The sequence below is a fragment of the Pyxidicoccus caerfyrddinensis genome, assembly GCF_010894405.1.
Classification (GTDB): Bacteria; Myxococcota; Myxococcia; order Myxococcales; family Myxococcaceae; genus Myxococcus; species Myxococcus caerfyrddinensis.
This window is the reverse complement of sequence record NZ_JAAIYA010000004.1, coordinates 525,469-546,931: the sequence shown is the minus strand read 5'-3', so window position 1 is coordinate 546,931 and position 21,463 is coordinate 525,469. Positions and strand designations below refer to the sequence as shown.

Genomic DNA, 21,463 nt, shown 5'->3' with positions numbered 1-21,463 from the left:
CCGGTCGGCCCCGCGCAATCCAGTTGCTGGAGGCCGCCTCCTCTCAGATGGAATTGAAGACCTGCTTGTAGAAGATGTTCTGGTTTCCCCCGCCGTTCCGGTCGCTCTGCCAGAAGATCCAGGTCGAGCGGTCCGGCGCCTGGAGCGAGAAGGGGATGGAGTCGTTCGAGTTGCCGTTGGGGGGGACGGTCAGTTGCCGCACGAGTCCCCACCTGCCGTCGGCCGGCTCGCGACGGACGTAGTACAGGCGGCTCGGTGAGCCCCGGGAGAAGTACAGCCACAGCCCGCCGTACGCGTCCTCCACCGCCGTCGGGTTGAGGTCTTCGTGCACGGTGAACGGGAGGACCTGCACGGAGTCCCAGACACCGGCCGCGAAGCGGGTCATCACCACGCCCGAGCTGGTCAGCCAGAAGGCGAAGACCGGCCCGGCCTTCGTCGGAAGGATGAAGGTCTGCGGGTCGGGTATGTCCGCGTCGAACATCGAGTTGTTGGAGACCACGCCCGTCACGGGGTCCAGCGAGAGCACGTACACCTTGTCGTTTCTCGTGGGGGACAGCACCCAGATGCGGCCGTCCTCCGCCACGGCGGCGTGCAGGAAGCTCGTGACCTCCTGGGGGGCGAGGACCACCGGGTTGGCGTCCAGCCAGGTGTTGTCCGTGTGCCGCAGGCGGCGGAAGCACCACTGCGACGTGCCGCCGGTGAGGAGCGCGAAGATGAACACGGCCACGTTGCCGCTGACGAGCACCATGGGGGCCGCCTCGAACTGCGGGGTGTTCGCCACCGGCAGCTCGGGCGCGGTCGCCAGCGCGGAGTAGGGGGCTCGCTTGTAGAGCGCGTTGGAGTCGCTGAAGTTCGCGTCGACCTCAGTGTAGGCGACGAGGACCTCTCCGTTGGGCAGCACCGCGATGGACGGCGGGTATGGGTGGTTGGTGGTGGCGGTGACCTGCACGGGCACGGGGTCGAATCCGCCGGGGATGTTGCCCAGCGACAACCGATTGATGAACACCTGGTAGTTGCTGCCCACCCCGGTCGACTGCCAGGCCGCCAGCAGCCCGTTGCTCCTGTCGAAGGTGAACGCGCGCATCATGATGAACGGGGTGGCGGTCGGGGAGATCGCCGCGTCCGGCGTGCCGGGGAGCTCGCCTCTCAGCAGCGCATTGATGGCGGCCCGGAGGTTGATGGCCGGGCGGTCCTGCCCCTGGCGGTAGCGGTCCGCGGTGGTGCCCAGCACGTCCTCGATGAGCGTCGCCGACGGGAGGAAGAGCCGGCGCGCGCGCAGGTCCACCACGTCGGTGCTGACCACGTTGGGGCTGGTGGTGCGGCGGAGCACCCGGGCGAGTGCGTAGTAGCTGTGGCCCGCCAGGTAGTCCGGGTCCGCGGGCGCCGTGAGCCTGGGCGCGGTGGCGGACACCCGTGCGCGCACCACCCACTCGCGCTTGAGCCGCGCGCAGCTCTCGGTGCCCAGGCCGGGGAACAGCAGCGAGGGGTCCTCGGCGGGGGTGAGCACCCGGTCCCAGATGTCCACGTAGACGAGCACCTCGCCATTCAGGCTCGGCAGCTCCGGCACGGTGGGCACGCCCAGGGCGGCCGCCAGCGCCGCGGCGCCGGGCTGGCTGACGTGCAGGGGCTGCTGGCGGTAGCGCAGGTCCGCGTCGAGCAGGATGTCGCGCCCGTCCACCAGCAGGCGCCCGATGTCGCGCAGCGCGTGCTCCACCGGGTCCGTGGACAGCACCGCCGGCGGAGTCCCGGCGCTGATGAGGAAGTCGTTGGGCTGGTTCTGTCCCACCATCCGGAAGCCGTCGGTGCCCTCGGGGATGCCGTCCCCGATGAACCACTTCAGGAAGGCCCGGAGCTCGAACCTCCGGATGTCCTCCAGCTCGTTCCAGTCCGCGTCCACGATGGGGACGCCCTGCTGGAGCCGGCAGCCGATGTGGCGCTTCAAGGGACGGAAGGTGTCGGCGGAGATGATTGCCATGTGAGGAGCCTCGGTTCAGAAGACCAGCCAGATGGTCCGTTCCAGCGTGCTGGTGGGGTCCTTGTTGATGACCAGATGGGTGACGTAGTTGAGGAGCACGTCCACCCCGTTGAGCCGCGCCACCAGGCCGAACTCGCGCAGGGCGGAGGTGGTGTGGTTCGCGTCCGGCCACGGCGGCAGGTTGGGCCCCAGCGTCACCTTGATCTGCAGCCGGTTGGTGGGCGTGGTGGAGACGGTGGCCCCGTCCAGGAAGTTGACCTGGAACGCGGGCCCGGGGTTCGGGACGAGGAAGGCATTCGGGTCCACCAGCGCCGTCTGCGCCGGGGTGGCCGGCGGAGGCCCGGTGACATCCCACGCGGCGAGCCCCGCCCCCACCGCCAGCCCGCGGATGCCCGCGGTGGTGGTGGGCGCCCCCGCCAGGAAGCCGGCCAGCACCCGGCGGCAGTCCACGACGATGGCGTTGTTGCGCCAGCCGTGGTCCCAGACCACCTCGCCGCGCACGTCGCGCAGCACGTCCCTGAACATCCCCTTCAGCCCCTCCGTGGGGCGGTCCTCGAGACTCATCGCGCGAGCTCCTCGTTCGAATCATTCCGGCGGCGGGTACCAGGTGCGGCGCCGGAGCGTGGTGGGGTCGGTCGGGTCCGCCGACACATCGGCGACGTCGTTGGAGTGCAGGACGTCCCAGCCGGGCAGCGCCGCCGCCGCCGCATCGGTGATGGGGCCCGGGTACGTCTCGATGAAGGGATGGTTGTCCGCGTAGCTCTCCACGATGTCCGCGCCGGGGGGGTAGACGAGCTCGATGACGGGCTCCGGCCTGACGATGACCACCGCCCTCGAGTGGATGGGCAGGAAGCGCGCGAGCAGCGAGCGCAGCCGCGCCACCTCGTCGGCGGTGATCTCGTTGCCGACCTGACCCCGGCTCAGGTACAGGGCCAGCGTGCCGCGCGTGTAGAGGTCGTCATCCGTCAGCGTCTCGGCGGGCGCGCCGCGCGGCTTCTGCGGCGTGTAGGAGAGCGGGTCCTCCAGCTCGCGGCGGGCGCGGTTTCGCACCACGTCGTCCACCACCACGGTGGTGGAGCCGCCATGGCGGCGTGGCGCACCGGGGTCGGGCACCACCGCGGAGCGCGCCGGGGAGAAGGCGGGCGCCGGGGCCTCGGCCTGGGCCAGCGCGACGTTCCGGTCGCTCCGGAAGGCGAGCCACAGCGTGCCGTCCGGAAGGACGAGCGGCACGGGCGTCCTGTCCCGCGCCACCTCCGCCGGCAGCGCGCCGAGCGCGCCGGGCACGCCGTCCGGCGACAGCGTGAGCCAATGCAGCCCCTCGCCGCCGGAGCGGTCGGACCGGAAGAAGACGCGCAGCGCGCCGGCTTCCCCCGGGACGGCGCACGGCTCGCGGTCGGCGGCGCGGCCCCCCGCCGGCGGTGTGGTGACGGCCGCCTCGTTCGACCACCCGGGCAGCGCGGGATTGAACCGGCGTTGCCGCAGGGTCCACTGCTCGCTCGCCCCCAGGCCCTGGCGCTGGCTCCACAGCAGCCAGGCCCGCCCCTGGGCGTCGACCACCAGCGAAGGCTCGAGGTTGGCGGCCCCCGTAGAGGCGGCGTTGCGCGGCGCCGACCACACGCCGGCGAAGTGGCGCACGTCCAGGGAGGGGAGTCCCTCGGCGAGCCCGACCTTCCGCCAGCTTCCCTCCGCCCCGCGAAACGCCGCGCCCGCCGGCGTTGCCACCCAGACGGCTCCCGTGGGGGAGACCCAGACGGACCGGACGTCATTGGAGGGCAGGCCGTTCGCGGTGCCCACGACGTCCCACGGCCCCTCGCCCTGGCGGGTGGCCAGCCCGGCGGACGTGGCCACCAGCACCGCGCCACGGGCGTCGAAGGCCAGGGCCCTCGGGGCCCCGGCTGGCAGCCCGGTGACGGGCTCGAAGACGCCGGCGCGCAGCACGCCCAGGCCCAAGGCGGTGGCCACCCACGGCGTCCCCGTCTCGTCGAGCGCCACCGCGAGGACGTCCGGGGACGGCAGTCCGCCGGAGGCCGCGGTCCACGAGGTGACGGCTCCCTCGGGAGTCCGCCGCGCGAGGCCGCCCGCGGTGGCCAGCCACAGCGTCCCATCCGGCGCCAGGGCGACGCGGCGCACGTCATTCGAGGGCAGGCCCTGGGCCGTCGTGAGGACGAGGACCCCCGCGGCGCCCCGCCAGAGGGCCGCCCCCGCCGCGGTGGCCAGCCACAGCCCGCCGCCCGGCTCGAAGGCGGCGTCGCGCACGTCGTTGGAGGGCAGGCCCGAGCCGGTGTTCACCACCACCACCGCGCCCCCGGGCCGGCGCAACGCCACGCCCGCCGACGTGGCGAAAGCCCAGGTGCCGTCCGCGTCGAGCGACGAGGCCCGGACGTCGTTGGAGGGCAGCCCCTGCGCGGTGCCGAGCACGGTGACGGCGCCCCCTTCCGCCCGCAGGGCGACACCCGCCGCGGTGGCGACGGCCGACTGCCCCGTCCACAGCGCGAGCCACACCGTCCATGGCGCGCCCCGGTGACTGGCCCAGGCGAGGCGCAGTCCGCCCACCGAGGCATCCCACGCCGCCGTGAGGTCCGCGTGGCGGCCGGGAGCCACCGGGGGCAGCCAGCCCTCCGGGCTCCAGTCGAGCGTGTCGTCGAAGGCCCCGCGCACCGGGCCCGCCGCCTCCGGCCCGAAGCCCAGCGCACGCGCCGCGGTGGACTGCGACAGGTCCACCCACAGCCGCGCCGCCTCGCCGGTGGCCAGCGTCTCCAGCCGGAGCGTGCCGTCCGCTTCGATGACGGGCCGGACCCGGGCGAGCTGCGAGGCGAGCGCCACGACGACTTCATCCGCCGTGGCCTGCGCCGGGTTGACGTAGTCCGCGGCGTGGATGGTGAACAGCTCGGGCCCCGTGCCGCTCGTCACCACCGCGACGCGCGTCCCGGGCGTCAGGACGAAGGGCGCGCGGCGCGTGCCCTGGAGGCGCGCCGGCAGCCCCGCGCGAGGGCGTCCCACGGCGAAGCGGTGCCGGGCCGCCTCGCCCTCCGGGGCCTCGAGCCACGCGAGGAAGATGCGCCCATCCGGCAGCGGAGCGGCGGCCGGGGCGCCGCGCGAGGCCGTGCTGGCTCCGAGCGCGACGCGCGCGGGCCGCCACACATCATCCACCCGCGCCTTGTAGAGGATGCGCCCGACGGCCTCGCGCGGAACATCCCGCTGCGACTCGTGCTGGGCCAGCGCGGACAGCAGCGGGGGACGCTCGGGCGGGGCGGCGCGGTCCCGCGTCTCGAAGAAGAGCCAGCTCCGCCCGGGGCCCTGGTGGAAGGCGCTCGGGCGGCCCCCGGGCGCGCCCTCCAGGGACAGGAGCGAGCCGGGCTCGCGCCGCACGCGCAGGGACGACGCGGGCCCCACGCTCTTGGTGGCCAGCCGCACGCGCCCCCCCGACGCGGTGGCGACCAGCAGGTCGTGCGCGGCGGTGAGCGCTGCGGCGACCTCGGCCGCGGTGGCCGCTGCCAGGTCCTCGAAGTCTCCGGGCGCCAGGCGCACCGTGGTGGGCAGGCCCCCGTCCACCGCGACGGTGAGGCTGGCGCCCGGGTGGAGGGCGAAGGGCTCCACGGCCGTCCCCACGAGCTGCGCGGGGGCGCCGCCTCCTCCCGAGGCGTCGTCGTTGCCGGGGCCAAACCCGAGCACCGGAGACGCGTCGTCCGCGCCGTACCACTGCGTGCCGCGCTCCACGGCGGCGAAGAGGTTGTACCGGGGGGCCTGGTTGGAGTGGAAGACGTGCTGGGCCAGCTCCACCACCTGGCTGGACCAGCCGGTGTACTGCGTCACCAGCGCACGGAGGCCGGGGATGGTGCCGATGCTGGGGTACAGCCGCGCGGCCGTCTTGATTTCGTTGCGGTGCCGGGCGGCGCTCGTGCCCTGGTCCACCTCCCACCCGATCCACCCGGCGAGGAAGGGGAGGAAGCGCGCGTCCACCTCGTCCACGTCGTGCAGCCGCCGCAGCGCCTCCGCGCTGGAGCGGATGGAGCTGAGCGCCGTTCCGAACAGGTCCACCATGCGGCGCAGCTGCCCGGAGCGGCCGGCCATCTCCGGGACGGTGTCGTCGCCGGGTGTGCTCGGCCGCGTCACCACGTCATGCCGCCGGTAGATCTGCGGCAGCATCTCGTAGAGCGTGCGGCCCATGCCGTGGTTCTCGGCGGGCGTCGCGGTGGAGCGGTACGGCTCCAGGGAGGTGCCCGCCGGGAGCGCCGGGCTGAAGAGCTGGTAGTAGTACGTCTCCTCTGGCGAGAGGGCTTCGGGCTCGCCGCCGAGGTCCAGCACCTCCACCCGCTGCCGCAGCGGCCGCCCGTCGTCGTCCAGCACCAGCGTGAGGGTGCGGCGGGCGACTTCCGTGTTGCGGCCGTTGAAGGGGCGGGCCACGGACAGCACGCTCACCACGCGCCGGGTGCCGTCCTCGCGCTCCTCCCAGCCGGGCAGCTCGGTGACGAGCGCGAGCGGGTCCGCGGGCGGGAAGTCGTTGCTGTCGTAGACGACGTACGGGTCCGGCGTGGTGACGACGTACTCGAAGTCGCGCTGCTTGCGGCGGACGACGACGCGGGGCACGTTGGCCAGCGTCTCGCCCTCGTCGGGCCAGAACTCCCAGGCCACGCGGATGCGCCGGCCCACCAGGTCTCCGCTGGCCTGGAAGCCGACAATCCTCACCGGGCCGCCTCCTGCATGCGGACCTTGAGCTCGCCCAGCCCGGCAATCTCGAACTCACCCACGTCGATGCGCCCCTCGGGCGCCACGTCCACCAGCAGGCCCCGGCGGACGAACTCCGGCAGCTGGTCCAGCGGGGGCAGCGAGGCCTGGCGCAGCTTCTGGTCCAGGTCCTCCGCCTGCGTCAGGTGCCGGCGGAAGCGGGTGATGGTGACGGCCTGGACGCCGGGCACGGCCTCGATGCGCGCGTAGATGTCGCTCAGGAAGACGGCCTGGCCGAAGTCCACGTTGGCGAACGCCAGCACGTCCTTCACCGCCGCCTCCACCGCCTGGCGGACGGCGTCGGCGTGGAAGTGGCGGTCGAAGACGACGTCCGCGCTCAGGTCCACGGGCACGAAGGTGGCGTCCAGCACGTCCACGAACGTCCCCGCCATCCGCTTGGCCTCGAAGTACGCGATGAGCCGCCGCCGCAAATCCTCCGGCACGGGGCGCACGGTGTCGCCCTCCGGCGCCACGTACAGCTCCACCACGTTCCACCCGCGGCTGCGCGCGCGCACCTTGGCCACGCCGCCGGCGCGGTGTGCCTGGGCCACGTAGTCGTCCAGCGTGACGGCGCGCTGGCCGGAGCGGAAGGCCAGCGGGCCGAAGCGCACCGCGTCCGCGAGGGACTCGTGGTCCGTGCCGCCCGCGGCCGGCAGCAGGTTGGTGACGGACTCCACGAGCGGCGACAGGCTCGCCGTCCGCACGCGGTTGATGGCCCCGGCGGCCACGTTCCCCGCCGCGCCGCCACCCACGCGGTACGTCGCGCGGAGGTTGTTCACGCCCATGGGCGGACGCCGTCCGTAGACGCCGTCCCCGAAGCGGACGCTCGCGCGGTCCTCCTCGTCGAACTGGACGTAGTAGTGGCGCGACTCGGGCGTGGAGAGGCTGGGCCGGCCGTCGCCGGAGTCGTGGTAGAGCAGGCTCTCGCGCCGGTCCCACTTCACCCAGCCGGCGCCGCCCTCGTTCACCTCCACCACCAGCGAGTCGAGGATGAGCGGCGAGCGGGCCAGCATGAAGGACGGGTTCGGCTCTCCCGTCGACGAACCGATGATCTCCACCGCGCCCGACGCGCTCTGGGTGACGGGCAGCCCGTCGTAGACGCGCTTGTTGCCGGCGATGACCCGCACCTGGTCGGAGCTCAAGTCCACGGTGAACGTGGGCCCGAGGTACTCGAAGAGGAGTTCGCCCGCGGTGCCGCGCGCGGAGAACTGCGCGCCGTTGGGGATGGTGACGAGCGGCGGGCCCGAGGGCGGCCGGAAGGTGAGGCGCAGGTCCGCCGAGGCGGGCGCGGGCGGGGCCAGCTCGTAGGCGAGCAGCCGGAGCAGGTGCATCACGCTCCGGCGCTCGGACGCGGTGTGGAGGAAGCTCTCCGCGGCGATGCGGTCCTGGTAGTAGAGGACGACGTCGCCCATGTACGAGAACATGTCCACCAGCAGGACCCCCAGGTCCGCCGGTGAGCGGTCGCTCCACTCCGGCAGCCGGTAGCGCGCCAGCTCCAGCAGCGCCTGCCGGAGCGAGGCGTAGTCCTTGTTGGTGTAGTCGATGGGCAGGGGCGCGGACGCCATGGCTCACCCGAGCGGGAAGGTGATCTGCGCGCCGGTGACCGGCTCGTTGGTGTGGAAGTAGTTGAGGCGCAGGTGCAGCGAGTCCTCCGTCTGCGCCACCACCGCGTCGGTGATGACGACGCGCGGCTCCCACTGCAGCAGCGCGTGCCGTGCCTGCGTGCGGAGCACGTCCGCCAGCACCTGGTCGTTCGGGTTGTGGGCCAGCGTGTGGAGCTGGCTGCCGAACTCGCGCAGCATGGGGCGCTCGCCGCGCCGCGTGCCGATGACGAGCATCACGTTCTGGCGAATCTTCTGGTCCCCACTGGCCCAGGCGACGCCGCCCGTCTGCGGGTCGATTCGAAAGGGAAAGCCGAAGCCGCGGATGTCATCCAGCATGTGTGCACCTCACTGAAGGTTGCCCAGGTTGTTCTGCGTCCCCGAGCCGATGACGACGTTGGACGGGTTCCTCACCGTGGTGCGCACGCCGACGACCTCGGCGCTCCGGACGTACGCGTCGACAGCGGCGGCCAGCGCGTCCGCGACCTGGTCACTGGTCCAGGACTCCTCCTTGGCGCGCTTGAAGGTGTCCTTGAGCTTCGTGGCGAGCGCCTGCTTGTCGAGAGCCATGGGGACGCGTTCCTCGGTAGCGGTTGCGCATTCACTTCGCGACCACCGCGGTGGTCAGGGCCATCATCGCGTCGAGCGAGAGGGCGGGCGGCACCGGGGGCCCGCTCGGGCCCACGGCGGTTGCATGGGTGTGGGTGATGAAGGTGGACCACATGCCGGCGAACGTCTTTCCCAGGACGGTGGGCTCGGAGGCGCCGTCCCCCAGCTCCACCTTCGACGCCGCCACGATGACCTTGGAGGCCGTCAGGCGCACTGTGTCTCCCTTCAGCTCCACCACGGCGCCGTTCTTGTCGGACACCCGGACGCCGCCGTCCTTGTCGAGCTCGATGAAGGACGCGTCCTTGTGCTTGATGAGGATCTTCTCCTCGCCCTCCTTGTCCCAGAGCTCGATGGTGTGGCCCGACGGCGTGTGGATGACGCGCGTGTCCGGCGGGTTCCGGGCGGCCGGCTGCGGCGCGGCGTCGGTCGGGTAGAAGGTGCCCACCCAGAGCGGGTAGCGGGTGTCGCCGGCCTCGAACTCCACCCAGACCTTCGCGCCCACCGGCGGCACGAAGAAGTGCCCGGAGGTGAAGCAGGGCCGGGCCCGGACGGGCGTGTTGCTCTGGAACACGGAGGGCACGCGCACGTGGATGCGGCCCAGGTTCTGGGTGTCTTCGTTGGCGGCCACCTCCGCGGAGTACTTGCCGTAGAACTTGCCCGCGTGGCGTCTGAGGTCTTCGTTCAGGAGCATGGTCAGCGCGTGGCGACGAAGCGGGTTCGGTAGGTACCGGCGAGCGCCTGGCCGGCGCCCGACGTGCGGGTGAACAGGTGGTTGACGCGGGCGACGTACCAGTCGCCCTCCGCCCAGGTGGCGATGCCCTCCAGGGTGAGGCGCCCCTTGGCGCGGAAGCGCACGGTGCCGCGCGCGGTGCCCTCACCCACGAGGCCCAGCACGCGCGTCGGGTCCCTTCGCAGCAGGCGCTCCGCCAGCGCGGGGTCCGACGGCAGCCCGGGGAGGAACAGCTGCGGCACCTGGTCGCTGGGGTTGCTGGTGGCGCGCCCCGCCGCCTCGACGCCCGCGTCGTAGGCCAGCGCATCCGTGTCACTGATTTCCGCCAGGCGGCTGCGCACGTCCGCGCTGGCGGGTGGCGGCGCGGTGGGCTCGGGCGTGGGCGCGCTGGCGCTCACCGTCTGGCCGGACGACGGGTCCACGCACGAGGTGGCGTACGCCGGCGCCGCGCCGGAGGCGATGCGCTGGTAGCGGAAGTCCAGCAGCTGCGTGTACCCGGGGCACTGGTGGAGCATCCCCATCGGCTCGCCGTCGAGCAGCGTGCGCGTGGGCACGAAGTAGAACTTGGAGGTGCCCTCGTTGAACTCGACGAAGGCGCGGCAGTCGTGCTCCACCGCGAGCTGCTGGAGGAAGTCCCAGTCGTTGAGCCCGGAGCGGCGCGGCAGCTCGTTGTCCTCGGTGAACTCGGGGTCCGGGTCGGGCTTGATGTTGTCCGGGCCGACCACGAAGCCGTAGTCCCGCGCGCTGGCGATGCGCCGGACGATTTCACTCAGCTTGCCGCGGTAGGGCGGGTCGTCCCGCGAGCGCTCGTGCCGCCGCAGCCGCACGCCGAAGTCCAGCGCGGTGATGGTGACGCGGCGTCGGCCGCCCGTCGTCTCGGGGACGGCGCGCGTCACCTCTCCCTCGAAGAGGATGGCGTGGTCGTCGGACCAGCCGAGGTCCACCTGCACCGTCTGGCCCACGTCGACGATGTGGCCGGCGACCTCGCGCGGGTCGTCCACGACGATGCGGGCCCGGTCGATGAGGCGGTCGTGGTCCTCGACGTTGACGGACTGGACCATTCCGCCAATCTCTCCGCCCTGCCAGCGCACGCTGATGAAGGGAGTGGGGTCCGCCACGTCACACCTTCCTCGTGCGCTGCACGCGGCCCACGTCCGCGGCGGCGGGGATGGCCACCTTCGCGCCCGGGTGGAAGTCCAGCGGGAAGCGCAGGGGGTTGGCGTCCGCGATGCGCCACCAGTTGTCGCTGGAGCCGAAGTAGCGCCACGCGAGGTACTCGACGCTCTCCAGTCCGGACACCAGGTGCTGCGTGACGCCGGACGGGCCGGGCGGCGCGGGCGCCGGGCGGATGGAGATGGCCTCGTGCTCCTCTCCGGAGGCGTCACGCACCCGGTGCACGGGGTGGTTGAAGTAGCGGGAGCGGCTGGTGACGGGCATGGGCGGTCCTCCACGGGGCTAGACGAAGAGGTTGACGATGGGAGTCACGGCGGCGAAGTCCGTGCCGATGCCCTGCCGCACGTAGCTGCGGCCCACGTCGAAGTTGCGCTTGAAGTACTCGATGATGGGAGACGGGGAGAACGTCTGCTCTTTCAGCGAGACGCTGACGTCGGCGCGGCTCGGCTTCCCGTCGTCGAAGAACTCCACCATCTTGATGTTCAGGTCCGTCATCACGCAGGTGACGGACAGCCCGCCGTAGATGAGCGAGCACTCCGGGGGGCGCTTCCAGCAGGAGGGGCTGCCTCCCAGCGCCTTGACGACGTCGATGACGTCGTAGGCCGGGTTCATGAACGAGCGCAGCAGCGCCAGGTCGGGCTCGAGGCTCCCGCGCTCCGGATGGGTGAGGTCGGCGTAGTGCTGCCTGCCGTCCAGCGGGCCCGGCTCCGTCGCGTTGAGCTTGAAGTCCAGGGCGAAGGTCCGCTGCTCGCCTTCCACCGGCTCCATCGGCTTGGTGTTGACCAGGAGCGCGCCAATCTCCTTCACGTCCTTGTAGAGGGCGCCGGCGGCGGTGAAGAAGTTGCCGACGCTGGAGAAGAGGCCCGGCGCGGCGGCGAACTGGTCCGTACCCCATTGCCCGAAGGCGTTGGCCTCCTGGTACTTGTACGTCTTCTTCTCCTGCAACATCTCCGGGTTGTATTGAAACCGGAAGATGAGGGGCGGGACGTTGATGAGGCTGGCCAGGTAGCCGGTGGAACGCTCGGGCATGATGCCCTCCTAGGTGACCTGCGTGACGAGGGGGCCGAGTGCGGGGTTCCAGCCCCGCTCCTCCAGCTCGTGGAACAGCTCGGTGAGCATCGAGAGGGAGACCTGCTCGGGCTGCTCGGGGGTGATGGACGAGACGCCCCCGGTCGTCGCCGCTGCCGCGCCCGTGGGGGGTGGGGCAATCTCGATGGTGATGGCGTCGATCTCGATGGTCGCCCTCGGCCGCTCTCCCACGGCGCCAGTGGCCACCGTGCCGGGCAGGGAGGTGGCGGCGGCCGCGCCCGTCGTCGGCCCGCGGCGGAAGTGCTCGGTGATGGTGCCCAGCAACGTGTCCAGCCCGCCGGTGCCCAGCCAGGACTCATAGGCCTGGGCAATGGCCTCGAAGCCGGTGGCGGGCTCGCGCCGGGAGGCCTCCACGGCGGGCGTGAGCGCGGCGGCGAAGTCGCGCGAGCGGTCCCGGACGGTGCGGTAGTGCTCCCCCAGGCGCTCGGCGGCCCGCGCCTCGCCGGCGGCGGCGCGCTCCAAAGAACCGCTGAGGCCGGCCAGCGCGCTGCCCCCGGCGCCGAAGATGCCGCGCATCTCGCGGGTGAGCGAGCCGGCGGCCGTCGTCACGCTGGTGCCGAAGGCCGTGGCGGAGGGGGTGATGATGGCCGCCAGGTCCGGGAAGGCGGGCAGCGGCGCCAGGGCGCCGGGGTACGCGGGCGGACCGAGGGGTGGCGCGGAGATGGAGCCGGTGAACGTCTTGCCGAACTTCAGCTCCCACAGCGGGGGGATGATGCCCGGCAGCAGCTGCACCACGTGGACGATGAAGCGGAACACCAGCGTGTCACCCAGCCGGGTGAGCACCACGAAGGCCGTCTCCACCAGCCAGCGCAGCAGCGCGTCGATGGTCCGCTGCAGCCCGTTGGCGACGAAGCGGATGGCCGCCACCGCCACGTCGAGGAGGGTGCCCACCATGGTGAAGAGCGAGCCGAGGATGCGCTCCACGGCGGTGGCGAGGATGCCCAGCACGTTGGCCCCCAGGCGCGCCGCCGCGGCCACGGTGTCGAAGAGGGTGGTGAGCACCACGCCGCGCAGCAGCAGCACGTTGCGCAGGACGAACTGGAGCATGTCCATGAAGGCCAGCTTCACGTCGTCCAGGCGGGTGATGACGAAGGCCAGCGCGCCGATGAGGATGGGGACCAGGAGCACCAGGCCGTCCACCACGTGGGCGACGCCGGTGAGGATGGCGGAGGCGGTGGTGAGCATCGCCAGCCAGCGCTCGCCGCCCGGCGTGGACGGGAAGGACGAGGTGCGCGCCGCGGCCTCGGGCCCGGTGGAGGCCGCCTGGAAGAGGGCGGTGAAGGTGTTCACCACCCGCTCCACCTGCGCCAGCGTGGCTATCAGGTTGAGGCCACCACCGGCGGCTTCCGGGCGGGCCGGCACTGGCGTCGCCGACGGTGTGGGGCTCGTGCCGACGCCCACGAGCTTCAGGATGCGCTCGATGCGCTCAGCCAGCCGGTTGAGCTGGCCAATCATGAACGGCAGGGAGACGCCGCTGATGGTGCCTCCGACGAGGCCTCCGAAGAAGCTGCCGAAGAAGCGGCCGATGCCGCCGAGCAGTCCCTCCAGGAAGCCGCCGATGCCGCCACCCGGCGCGAGGTCGTTGATGTTCACCACGTAGACCTTGAGGGCGCCGGAGACCATCGGCGGCTCGCCGAAGCGCGGACCGGCGGCGAGCGCGGTGGCGAACGTGAAGCCGCCATAGCGGGCCGTGCTGCGCTCGATGTCCTCCACGGCCCGCCGGGTGAAGCGGAGCTGGGTGAGGATCAATCCGAGCTGTGTGATGATCTCCTCTTCCATCGTTCGCTCCGTCCGTGCGTCCTCACCGCGCAGCCGCCGCCAGCCCGGCGAGCCGCTCCCTGCCCGTCACGTAGGACTCCTCGATGGCCGCCTTCAGGCGGGTGGCCACCGCCTCCGCCAGCTCCGTTCCCGGCGGCCGTCCCGCCGCCGTCAGGGTGAGTTCCGGCACGCGGACCCGCCCCAGCGCCGCGCGGCTCACCAGCTTGTGGGGCGACGTCGGGAGGACCGTCACGGTCGTCTCGGCGCCCTCCGCGGACTGCTGCCGCCAGAAGAGGTCCATCTCCTCGACGTAGAGGGGGATGGCGGAGCCGACGACGTAGAAACCGCCCCGGGTCAGCCAGCCCTCGAAGGCCACGGCCACCGGGTCCTCGCGCCGGCCGCGGACTCGCTCCTCCAGCTCGCCCAGTTGGTCACCGAGCGCCGTCTGCGCCAGCGACGTCGCGCCCTCGGCGATGCGCCGCAGGCGGGTGGGGGAGCCCAGCGTCGCGGCGTCCGCGGTCGCCCGGTCGAAGGAGCGGGAGAGGCCGGTGAGCAGCGCCGCCCCACCGCCGAGGATGTCCCGCACGCCGCCCTCCAGCTCCGTGCGCGCGGTGCCGAGCGTGGCGCGGAAGTTGGGAGCGCCGGGCCCGAAGAACGCGTCGAACACGTTGGGAAAGCTCGCGGGGAGCGCGAAGGACGCCGCGGTCTCCGCGGGCAGTGCCTGGGGCGCGCGCAGCAGGCGCCACACCAACCGTCGCGCGGCGCCGACCCGGAAGCGCGCCGCGTCCAGCCCCCGGACCGCCTTGGGCCCGAGCCACCAGCCCAGCGGTCCGCCGAGGTACTTGAAGGCCCGGGCCGCCACTCCCGCTCCCCTCAAGCCACCCTCCACGACGAGAATCTGGGTGGTCAGCCAGAGCCGGAGCGCCTCGCGGGCCACGTTCGCTCCGAGCCCGACGAAGTCCCGGATGGTGAACCGGGGCAGCGCTCCCAGCGCGGCCAGCCCCAGGCCCAGCGGACCCAGCACCGCGGTGGCGATGATGGGCGCCAGGTCGAAGTCCAGGACGGCCTCGATGGCGCGGATGATGCCGTTGATGACGCCAATCCAGTAGTTGAGGAAGGTCCGCAGCCCACCCAGGAACGTGTCGAGGTTGCGCAGCAGGTCCCCGCCGTACACCAGCGCCACGCGCACGTAGAAGCGCCAGTGCAGCTCCACCACCGCCCACACCGAGGAGAGCACGCGCGCCGCCGACACGATGAGCTCGGGCAGGGTGCGCGAGAAGACGTCGAAGACCTGCCGGCGCAGTCCGAAGACGCCGGACTCGATGCCCTGGAACGCCTGGAGCAGCGTGTCGCGGAGGAAGACGTTCGCCGCGCTCCACAGCCTGCCAATCCACAGGGGCAGGATGGGCAGCGCGAGGACGGCGCCGAGAATCAGTCGGGCGCCTACGTCCAGGGACTCCGCGAGGTCCGCCCCGCCGGCTGCCGGAGCACCCGCGCTGGCCGCCGCGCTCGCCACCGCCTCGGAGGGGCCGAGCGCCTGCCGGAGGACGTCGCGCGCCTCGCCCAGATTCCCGCCCAGGGTGAGGAGCGGGCCGGTGCTCTCGGTGACGGTGCGGAAGAGGAGCCCCGCCTGGCCGAACAGGTCGGACGCCGTCCGGGCGCGAAGGTCGAACATCCCCGGGCGCACGGGGATGAACCGCTCCATCGACGCGACGATGAGGTCGAAGATGTTGCCGATGCGCTCCAGCAGACCGGGCAACAGCCGCTCCTCGGTGATGGCCGTGCCGACGCGGCCGAGCCCCGACACGAAGGCCTGGCCGGAGGCGGCCAGCGTCGCGCCCACGCCGCGCTCGGGAGGGCGGCGCAGCGCGCCGTGCTGGGACGCGTCGACGTGGAGGGTGAGCGCCTCGTTGTAGAAGAGGATGATGGGGAAGCCGCGGCTGCGCAGCTCCAGCGCCTCCGCCACCTTCACCCGGTTCTCGAGCCAGCGCTCCAGCCGCTCCAGCCCCCGGACAATCTCCAGCGTCTGCATCCGGAGCGGAGTCCGGAAGAGCGCGGCGATGAAGTCCCAGGCAATCGGCATCGGCGGCGTCCTCTACGGCGTGGCGGGGGCCAGGTAGGACTGGCGTTGAAGGGCTTCGACGAGCCTGTCCCTGAAGACGCCCACGTGCGGCCCGTCGCTCCCGGCGGAGCGGACCTGGAGGCGGCGCACCACGACGCGGAGCCGGCGCGACTCGGGGACGTGCAGCACGGGGAAGGCGGGCGGCGCGGGCTGCTCCGGCGTGACGCCGTACAGCTCCGTGTCGAGCGTGCGGAAGAGGTCCAGCAGGTCCGGCAGGTACGCCCGGATGGCGGGGGGCAGCACCCGTCCCATGACGGCGGCCAGCGCCTCGCGCAGCGGCAGGTCCTCGGTGCGAATCCGGGCCAGCACCTCGGCGGGGGGAGCGCCCAGCTCGCGGGCCAGCTCCCGGCGGGCGCGCGCCAGCTCGCTGGGGGGCGAGGCGGCGCGGTCGAAGTCCGCGCGGGCCCGGTCCGCGAGGCGGAACACGTCGAGCGTCCCCGCGGGGATGAACGACGCGGCGGCTTCGATGCCGGCCCTGTCGAGCGAGAGGGCAGGCCGGCCAATCATCGCCTCGATGGCGGCGAGGTCCGGCAGCGCCGGCGCGGAGGGCAGGGGCGGAGGCGGGCCGAAGACGAAGCCCAGCGCGGACGAGAGCCAGCCCGGCATCGTCGAGCCCGAGGAGCCGGAGCCGCCGCCGGATGAGGGCGCGGCGCTCGTGGCGGCCGGCGCGGCGAAGAGGCGGCCGAGGTCGGCGAGCTGGGCGCGGAACGTCTGCAGCATGATGACGCGCGGGTGGGCCTGCAGGTTCCTGAGCACCACTGCCCTCGCCGCGTTGAAGAAGGACTGCACCGCGGTCATCACCCGCTCGCCGATGCGTGGGAGCGTGAGGGCCACCTCCTCGAACAGCGACTTGATGCGCTCCGTCACCCGCTGGAGCATGGGGCCGATGCTGGAGAACACGGCCCACAGTCGGCCCAGCGGCTGGGACCGGGAGAAGGAGAAGGCTCGGCCCAGCACCTGGGGAACCTCTTCCAGGATGGCGCCCACGGCGCCCAGCACCGCGCGCGTCAACGGGATGAGCGCGGCGCCCTGTCTCGCCAGCGGCAGGATGAGCGGGCCCAGTCGCGCCAGGACGATGGAGAAGAGCGCGAGCACGAAGGGGATGAGCCGGGCGAACCGGTCGAAGACCTCCAGCGTCTGGCGCAGCAGCGGGTTGCGGATGCGCTCCCTCGGGCCGAGCAGCAGGTCGATGAACTGGTTCACCTGATGGATGAGCCGGGCGAGCGCGCCCATGAGGTCATAGAGGGCGCGCAGGGGCTGCTCGTTGCGCAGGCCGGCGAGCACCGCGACGCCGAGCCCGGCCGGGAGGAGGAGCACGCCGATGACGGCCCCGAAGGCGGGAACCACCACCCCGGCGAGGGCGCCCAACAGGATGCGCAGCCAGGTGCGCATGGACCGCAGCGCCAGCATCGTCACGGAGAAGATGCCCGCCGGAGACAGGACGACGCCCGCCACGGTGCCCACCAGCCCCAGGAGGGGCTCCGTCAGGTTCAGCCCGCGCCCGCCCGAGGGGGTGGCGGCGAGCACCGCCTGGTAGCGGCGCCGGAGGTGGTCAATGTTGGCGATGGACACCCGCAGGGCGAGCCCCTCGGTGGGCAGGCCCGTGCCGAACCAGTGCACGAGGAACGCGCTGCGCGCCCGGCCGATGAGCGTCTCCTCCAGCGACACGAGCCGGTTGAACGGCCCCAGCCGCGTCAGGCCCCGGCGCGCGCGGTCCAACGCCAGCGTGCCGAACGCGAGCGTCGGCGGCTGGTCGTTGAGCAACGGCCCCAGCACTTCCTGGAGGAGGAGCGACACCGGCATCTAGCGCGCCCTCCTCGAAGCCTCGAGTTGCATGTTCTCCCGCTCGATCTGGTCGATGAGCAGTTGAACGAAGGCCCGGCGCTCGTCGGACTCGAGGGTCATGATTTCCGCCCAGGACCAATGGAGGTGGTACGCAAGAAAGAAGACCTCCTGTCGGAGCGCTTCCTGGGCTAGGCCAGCGCTAAAAAATTCGTCATGTCCAGGGTCGCCCGGAAGCTGCCGCCGCAGCTGCCACAGACGACTTCGCGCACCAGGTCCACTCCGGGCGCGCTCGTGTTCAGCGCGCGGTCGATGAGCCGCCGGTCCGTCATGGTGAGGTCGGCGAGGATTTTTGGCCCGAGCGCCTCCAGCCGGTGGCGGGGCACGTCACCCAGCGACTTGAGGCACCGCGACAGCAGCGCGTTCTTCCCCAGCGACGGGTTCTGCCGCATCTGCGGCGCCACCGCGGACTCGTCGTCTCCGCGCGGCAGCCGCAGCGTCAGCGCGGTGTGGACCTGGCCATCCTTGTCCAGGTACCCGTCCTGCAGGTTGACGATGATTTCGTCGGGGGACTCGCCGTCCTGGAGCATCTTCACCGGGAGCTGGTCCAGGTCCTCCACCACCTGGATGGACTCGCCGCAGGTGCCGCAGGTGTACGTCGCCTGCAGCTCCGGCCCGAAGGTGAGGGTGCGCAGCTTCAGCAGGAGGAAGTTCCGGTCCGCCGAGTACATCCGCTCGACGGTGTTGCTGCCTCCCTTGGGCAGCTCGCCCAGGCGGACGAGGCAGCTGGCGATGAGCTCGCTGACCAGCTTGCCGCCGTTACGCTGGTTGCGCCGGTCCGCGAGGATGGCCTCCTCGCGGCCGGTCATCTTGCGCAGCACGGCCACCTTGTGGATGCGGCCCTCGTCGTCGGTGAGGCCGATGGGAATGGTGAACTCGGCCTCGCGGCCTGGGTTGGGGGCGTTGGCGCTCATGTCGGGGGTCCTCGGTTATTCCACGCGCTCGAGCCCTTCGTGCTCGAGGACGAGGGTCTGCTTCATGAGGTTGGTGGTGCCTGCCTCGAGGTCGGTGAACTTGGACGACTTCACCCACGCGTCGCGGAAGGCGAAGGTCATCACGTCCACGCCGTTGTGCCGCTTCACGATCATCCCGTTCTTGCGGACGGTGGAGCCTCCCTGCGTGCGCGAGTTGAGCTTGAAGGTCTGCTTGAACCACTCCATGAAGCGCCGGTCCTCGGGGCTCCCGTCGACGTAGCGCTCGATGGTGAGGGACTCGAACTTCACCTTCGCCGCGGCCAGCTTGTAGACGTGGTTGGAGCCCCCATCCGCCTGCTCGATGGTCTCCAGCTCGCCCTCGGACAGGCCCGAAATCTTGCTGACGCCGGGGCTCTCCGTCCCGTCGATGATCAGCACGAACTCGTTGGCGCGGTAGCTCTCCCAGATATCTCCGACTTTCGGCATCGCGGGTTCCTCTCACGCCTCGGTGGCGGTGGCGCCACTGGGTTGCTGGCCGACCTTGATGACAATCGTCTCGGCGGGCTTGGACGGATAGAAGTAGACCTCGACGAGCAGGTTGCCCTTGTCGACCTCGGTGGGCGGGTTGTTGTTGGCGTCGCAGATGACGGTGAAGACCTGCTCCGGCGTGCCGCTGCCGAAGGCGCCCTGGCGCCACAGGCCCAGCAGGAAGGGCGTCACCGTGCCCAGCCGGACGGCGTTCCAGAGCGTGTCCCGGTTGGGCTCCTGGCGGACCCAGCGCAGGCCCTGCTTGAGGCTGCTCTCCACGTAGTTGAACAGCAGCCGGACGTTCACGTAGAGCCAGCGCGTGTCCGTGGAGAGCGTGCGCGAGGCGTCCACCACGATGCCGTTGCGCGGGACGGCGCGGATGCCGTTGATGCTCCCGTCCTTCACCAGGTGGGTGTGCTCGGCGTCGCTGAGCCGGTACTCGACGTCCAGCGCGCCGGCGAGGTTGGCCTCGTCACCGGCGGGGGCCTTCCAGATGCCGCGCGTCGTCTCCGTGCGCGCGTAGACGCCCATCACATGGCCGACGGGGGGAATCTTCTTCAGCGGGCTGGCCCCGGTGCCAATGGGGTCCTGCACGATGATCCACGGCCCGTACAGGGCGCCGTAGACCTTCTTCCCCTGGAAGCCCTGGCCGTAGTTGATGGCCGCGGTCAGGTCCGCCTGGATGGTGGCCTCCGGCACGGCCCCCACGAACATGCAGTCGCCCCGCTTCGCGCAGTACGCGAGGCCCGCGGCCAGGATGGACGCGTCCGTGCGCTCGGTGCTCAGCAACTGCACGTCGAAGGCGTCGAACGCGTAGAAGCCGGACTTCAGCGTCGGGTTGCCGATGAAGTCATTGGCCGTCGGCGTCCCGTCGCGTCCGGGGTTGAAGCGGACGAAGCCGCTGCTCGCCACCGGGACGTCCGCGCCCACCGTGGAGGCGCTGAGCGCATCCGTGGCCATGACGTACCGCGAGCCCCGCAGCGGGTCGTTGAGCACCGTCTCCACGTAGTTGGGGACGTCCGTCTCCATGGAGAGGCCCGTCCACGACTCCACCACGTGCTCCGCGTCGCCGCCGCCCAGCGCGATGTCCAGGTCGAACTCCACCTTGGACACGCGCAGGAGGACGGCGTCGAAGGTCGCGATGTTGGCGATGTTCGGCGCCCAGGTGACGGCGCCGTTGAGCTCGTTGACGGACATCAGCTTCACCAGCGCGGTGTTCGTCCCGTCCGACACGCGCAGGGCGTCGCCCACCACCAGCGAGGACACCTCCGCCAGCGTGGTGCCGTTGGGGGCGCGCGGCGCCGCGGTGCCCACGGCGGGGTTGGCCATCACCGCGAAGCCCAGCGTCGTGTTGGCGACGGTGACCTGCAGGCGGGTGAAGTCCTTGGCGATGCGCGCCACCTGGCCCGTGGAGGTGAGCACGAGCTGGTTGCCGCTGATGGAGGCCACCAGCTTCGCCGTCCGGCGGTTGATGGCGTCGCGAATCTCCGCCAGCGTGGCCGCGTTGGCCGCCGCGAAGTCCGCGGCCTGGAAGGTGATGACGGTGGCGGCCGTCTCACCGTCCACGCGCACCGTGAGCGAGGGGAACGCCGCCATGTTCACCGGCGCGGTGAGCGCGGTCCCCGTCACGGTGGCGGGCGCCGTCTCCCTCACCGCCGTGCGGGCCGACGCGCGCGCGGTGGTGCGGACGTAGAGGTCGTCGCCCCAGCGCCCGGGGTCCTCCTCCCCGCGGAGGCCGCCCTCCAGCGTGAGGGTGTCCGCGTTGGCCGCGTCATCCAGGGTGATGCTGGCCGGCGCGGCCCCGGTGAGGGCGTCCGTGGCGACGACGCGGTTCACGTAGGCCGTCTGCCCGCCGTTGTCGAAGAAGCCCTTCACCAGATAGGAGCCGTACCCGCCGGAGAAGGCGCCGCCGAAGCGCTGCTCGAAGTCGGGGTAGCTGTTGATCCGGATGGCGCGGTTGGGAACGCCCCGGCGGGTGATGACGTTGAACGCCGCCACCGAGGTCGCGGCCCCGACGATGGCGGGGGTCGCGGATCCATCTACCTCGACGACGTTGAGACCGATGTTGTAGGCCATTGTGCCGGGTCCTCACTTCGTCCTGGTTCGTTTCCACCTGCTGCCCGTCTTGTGGGCGTCGCCCGCCCGGGGCTCCCGGGAGGACTCCTCTCCAGGCGCCTCCGCGTGGGCCTCGCGCGGCTTGGGCACCTCGGCGGGCTTCACCGTCACCGCGTGCTGGCGCTCGAGCGCGCGCAGCTGCGGGGACTCGCGCACCGCCGCGGGAATGGCCACCGTGCCGCGCGGCTCCAGGAAGGCCACCGTGCCGTCCGACAGGTGGAGCTCTGTCGGTTGGTTGCGTCGGCTGACTACGAGGAACTCCTGGCTGGGGCTCGTCATGGT

General features: G+C 72.0%; 18 protein-coding genes. All 18 read right to left on the bottom strand.

Annotated features, from left to right (window positions below; all coding sequences use genetic code 11):
- Window positions 1–43: 43 nt before the first annotated feature.
- From G4D86_RS12670 to G4D86_RS12585, 18 genes are read right to left on the bottom strand one after another with little or no spacing between them, the layout of a single operon-like run.
- A complete protein-coding gene (locus tag G4D86_RS12670) occupies window positions 44–1,975 on the bottom strand; it encodes a hypothetical protein (RefSeq protein WP_163993102.1) in 1,932 nt (643 codons plus the stop codon).
- 15 nt (window positions 1,976–1,990) lie between these two features.
- On the bottom strand, window positions 1,991–2,539 hold the full coding sequence (locus G4D86_RS12665; protein ID WP_163993100.1) for a hypothetical protein: 549 nt from the start codon (window positions 2,537–2,539) through the stop codon (window positions 1,991–1,993).
- 21 nt (window positions 2,540–2,560) lie between these two features.
- On the bottom strand, window positions 2,561–6,661 hold the full coding sequence (locus G4D86_RS12660; protein WP_163993098.1) for a phage tail protein: 4,101 nt from the start codon (window positions 6,659–6,661) through the stop codon (window positions 2,561–2,563).
- Entirely contained in the window at window positions 6,658–8,265 is a 1,608-nt protein-coding gene (locus tag G4D86_RS12655) for a putative baseplate assembly protein (protein WP_163993096.1), read from the bottom strand. Before G4D86_RS12655 ends, G4D86_RS12660 begins: the two co-directional genes overlap by 4 nt.
- Before the next feature lie 3 nt (window positions 8,266–8,268).
- The gene (locus G4D86_RS12650; protein ID WP_163993093.1) at window positions 8,269–8,640 is read right to left on the bottom strand and encodes a GPW/gp25 family protein; all 372 of its coding nucleotides are present in this window, start codon (window positions 8,638–8,640) and stop codon (window positions 8,269–8,271) included.
- A 9-nt stretch (window positions 8,641–8,649) separates the two neighbouring features.
- Window positions 8,650–8,871: a hypothetical protein gene (locus G4D86_RS12645; protein WP_163993092.1), complete on the bottom strand. Its 222-nt coding sequence runs from the start codon at window positions 8,869–8,871 to the stop codon at window positions 8,650–8,652.
- 31 nt (window positions 8,872–8,902) lie between these two features.
- On the bottom strand, window positions 8,903–9,601 hold the full coding sequence (locus G4D86_RS12640; protein ID WP_163993090.1) for a phage baseplate assembly protein V: 699 nt from the start codon (window positions 9,599–9,601) through the stop codon (window positions 8,903–8,905).
- Between the two features lie 2 nt (window positions 9,602–9,603).
- Window positions 9,604–10,758 carry a hypothetical protein gene (locus tag G4D86_RS12635; protein WP_163993088.1) on the bottom strand — a complete coding sequence of 385 codons (1,155 nt, stop codon included), beginning with the start codon at window positions 10,756–10,758 and terminating at the stop codon, window positions 9,604–9,606.
- Between the two features lies 1 nt (window position 10,759).
- Complete coding sequence (locus G4D86_RS12630) at window positions 10,760–11,077, bottom strand: hypothetical protein (protein ID WP_163993086.1); 318 nt, start codon at window positions 11,075–11,077, stop codon at window positions 10,760–10,762.
- Window positions 11,078–11,095: 18 nt separating this feature from the next.
- Entirely contained in the window at window positions 11,096–11,842 is a 747-nt protein-coding gene (locus tag G4D86_RS12625; protein ID WP_163993084.1) for a hypothetical protein, read from the bottom strand.
- 9 nt (window positions 11,843–11,851) lie between these two features.
- Complete coding sequence (locus tag G4D86_RS12620; protein WP_163993082.1) at window positions 11,852–13,681, bottom strand: hypothetical protein; 1,830 nt, start codon at window positions 13,679–13,681, stop codon at window positions 11,852–11,854.
- Between the two features lie 22 nt (window positions 13,682–13,703).
- Complete coding sequence (locus G4D86_RS12615; RefSeq protein WP_163993079.1) at window positions 13,704–15,743, bottom strand: hypothetical protein; 2,040 nt, start codon at window positions 15,741–15,743, stop codon at window positions 13,704–13,706.
- A 12-nt stretch (window positions 15,744–15,755) separates the two neighbouring features.
- Window positions 15,756–17,585, bottom strand: a complete 1,830-nt coding sequence (locus G4D86_RS12610; protein ID WP_163993077.1) for a hypothetical protein — start codon at window positions 17,583–17,585, stop codon at window positions 15,756–15,758.
- Window positions 17,586–17,813, bottom strand: a complete 228-nt coding sequence (locus G4D86_RS54140; RefSeq protein ID WP_163993250.1) for a DUF6760 family protein — start codon at window positions 17,811–17,813, stop codon at window positions 17,586–17,588.
- The gene (locus G4D86_RS12600; protein ID WP_163993075.1) at window positions 17,756–18,538 is read right to left on the bottom strand and encodes a T4 family baseplate hub assembly chaperone; all 783 of its coding nucleotides are present in this window, start codon (window positions 18,536–18,538) and stop codon (window positions 17,756–17,758) included. Before G4D86_RS12600 ends, G4D86_RS54140 begins: the two co-directional genes overlap by 58 nt.
- 15 nt (window positions 18,539–18,553) lie before the next feature.
- Complete coding sequence (locus G4D86_RS12595) at window positions 18,554–19,024, bottom strand: phage tail protein (RefSeq protein WP_163993073.1); 471 nt, start codon at window positions 19,022–19,024, stop codon at window positions 18,554–18,556.
- 12 nt (window positions 19,025–19,036) lie between these two features.
- Entirely contained in the window at window positions 19,037–21,142 is a 2,106-nt protein-coding gene (locus tag G4D86_RS12590; RefSeq protein WP_163993071.1) for a phage tail sheath family protein, read from the bottom strand.
- 12 nt (window positions 21,143–21,154) lie between these two features.
- Window positions 21,155–21,460, bottom strand: a complete 306-nt coding sequence (locus G4D86_RS12585) for a hypothetical protein (protein ID WP_163993069.1) — start codon at window positions 21,458–21,460, stop codon at window positions 21,155–21,157.
- Between the last annotated feature and the right edge of the window lie 3 nt (window positions 21,461–21,463).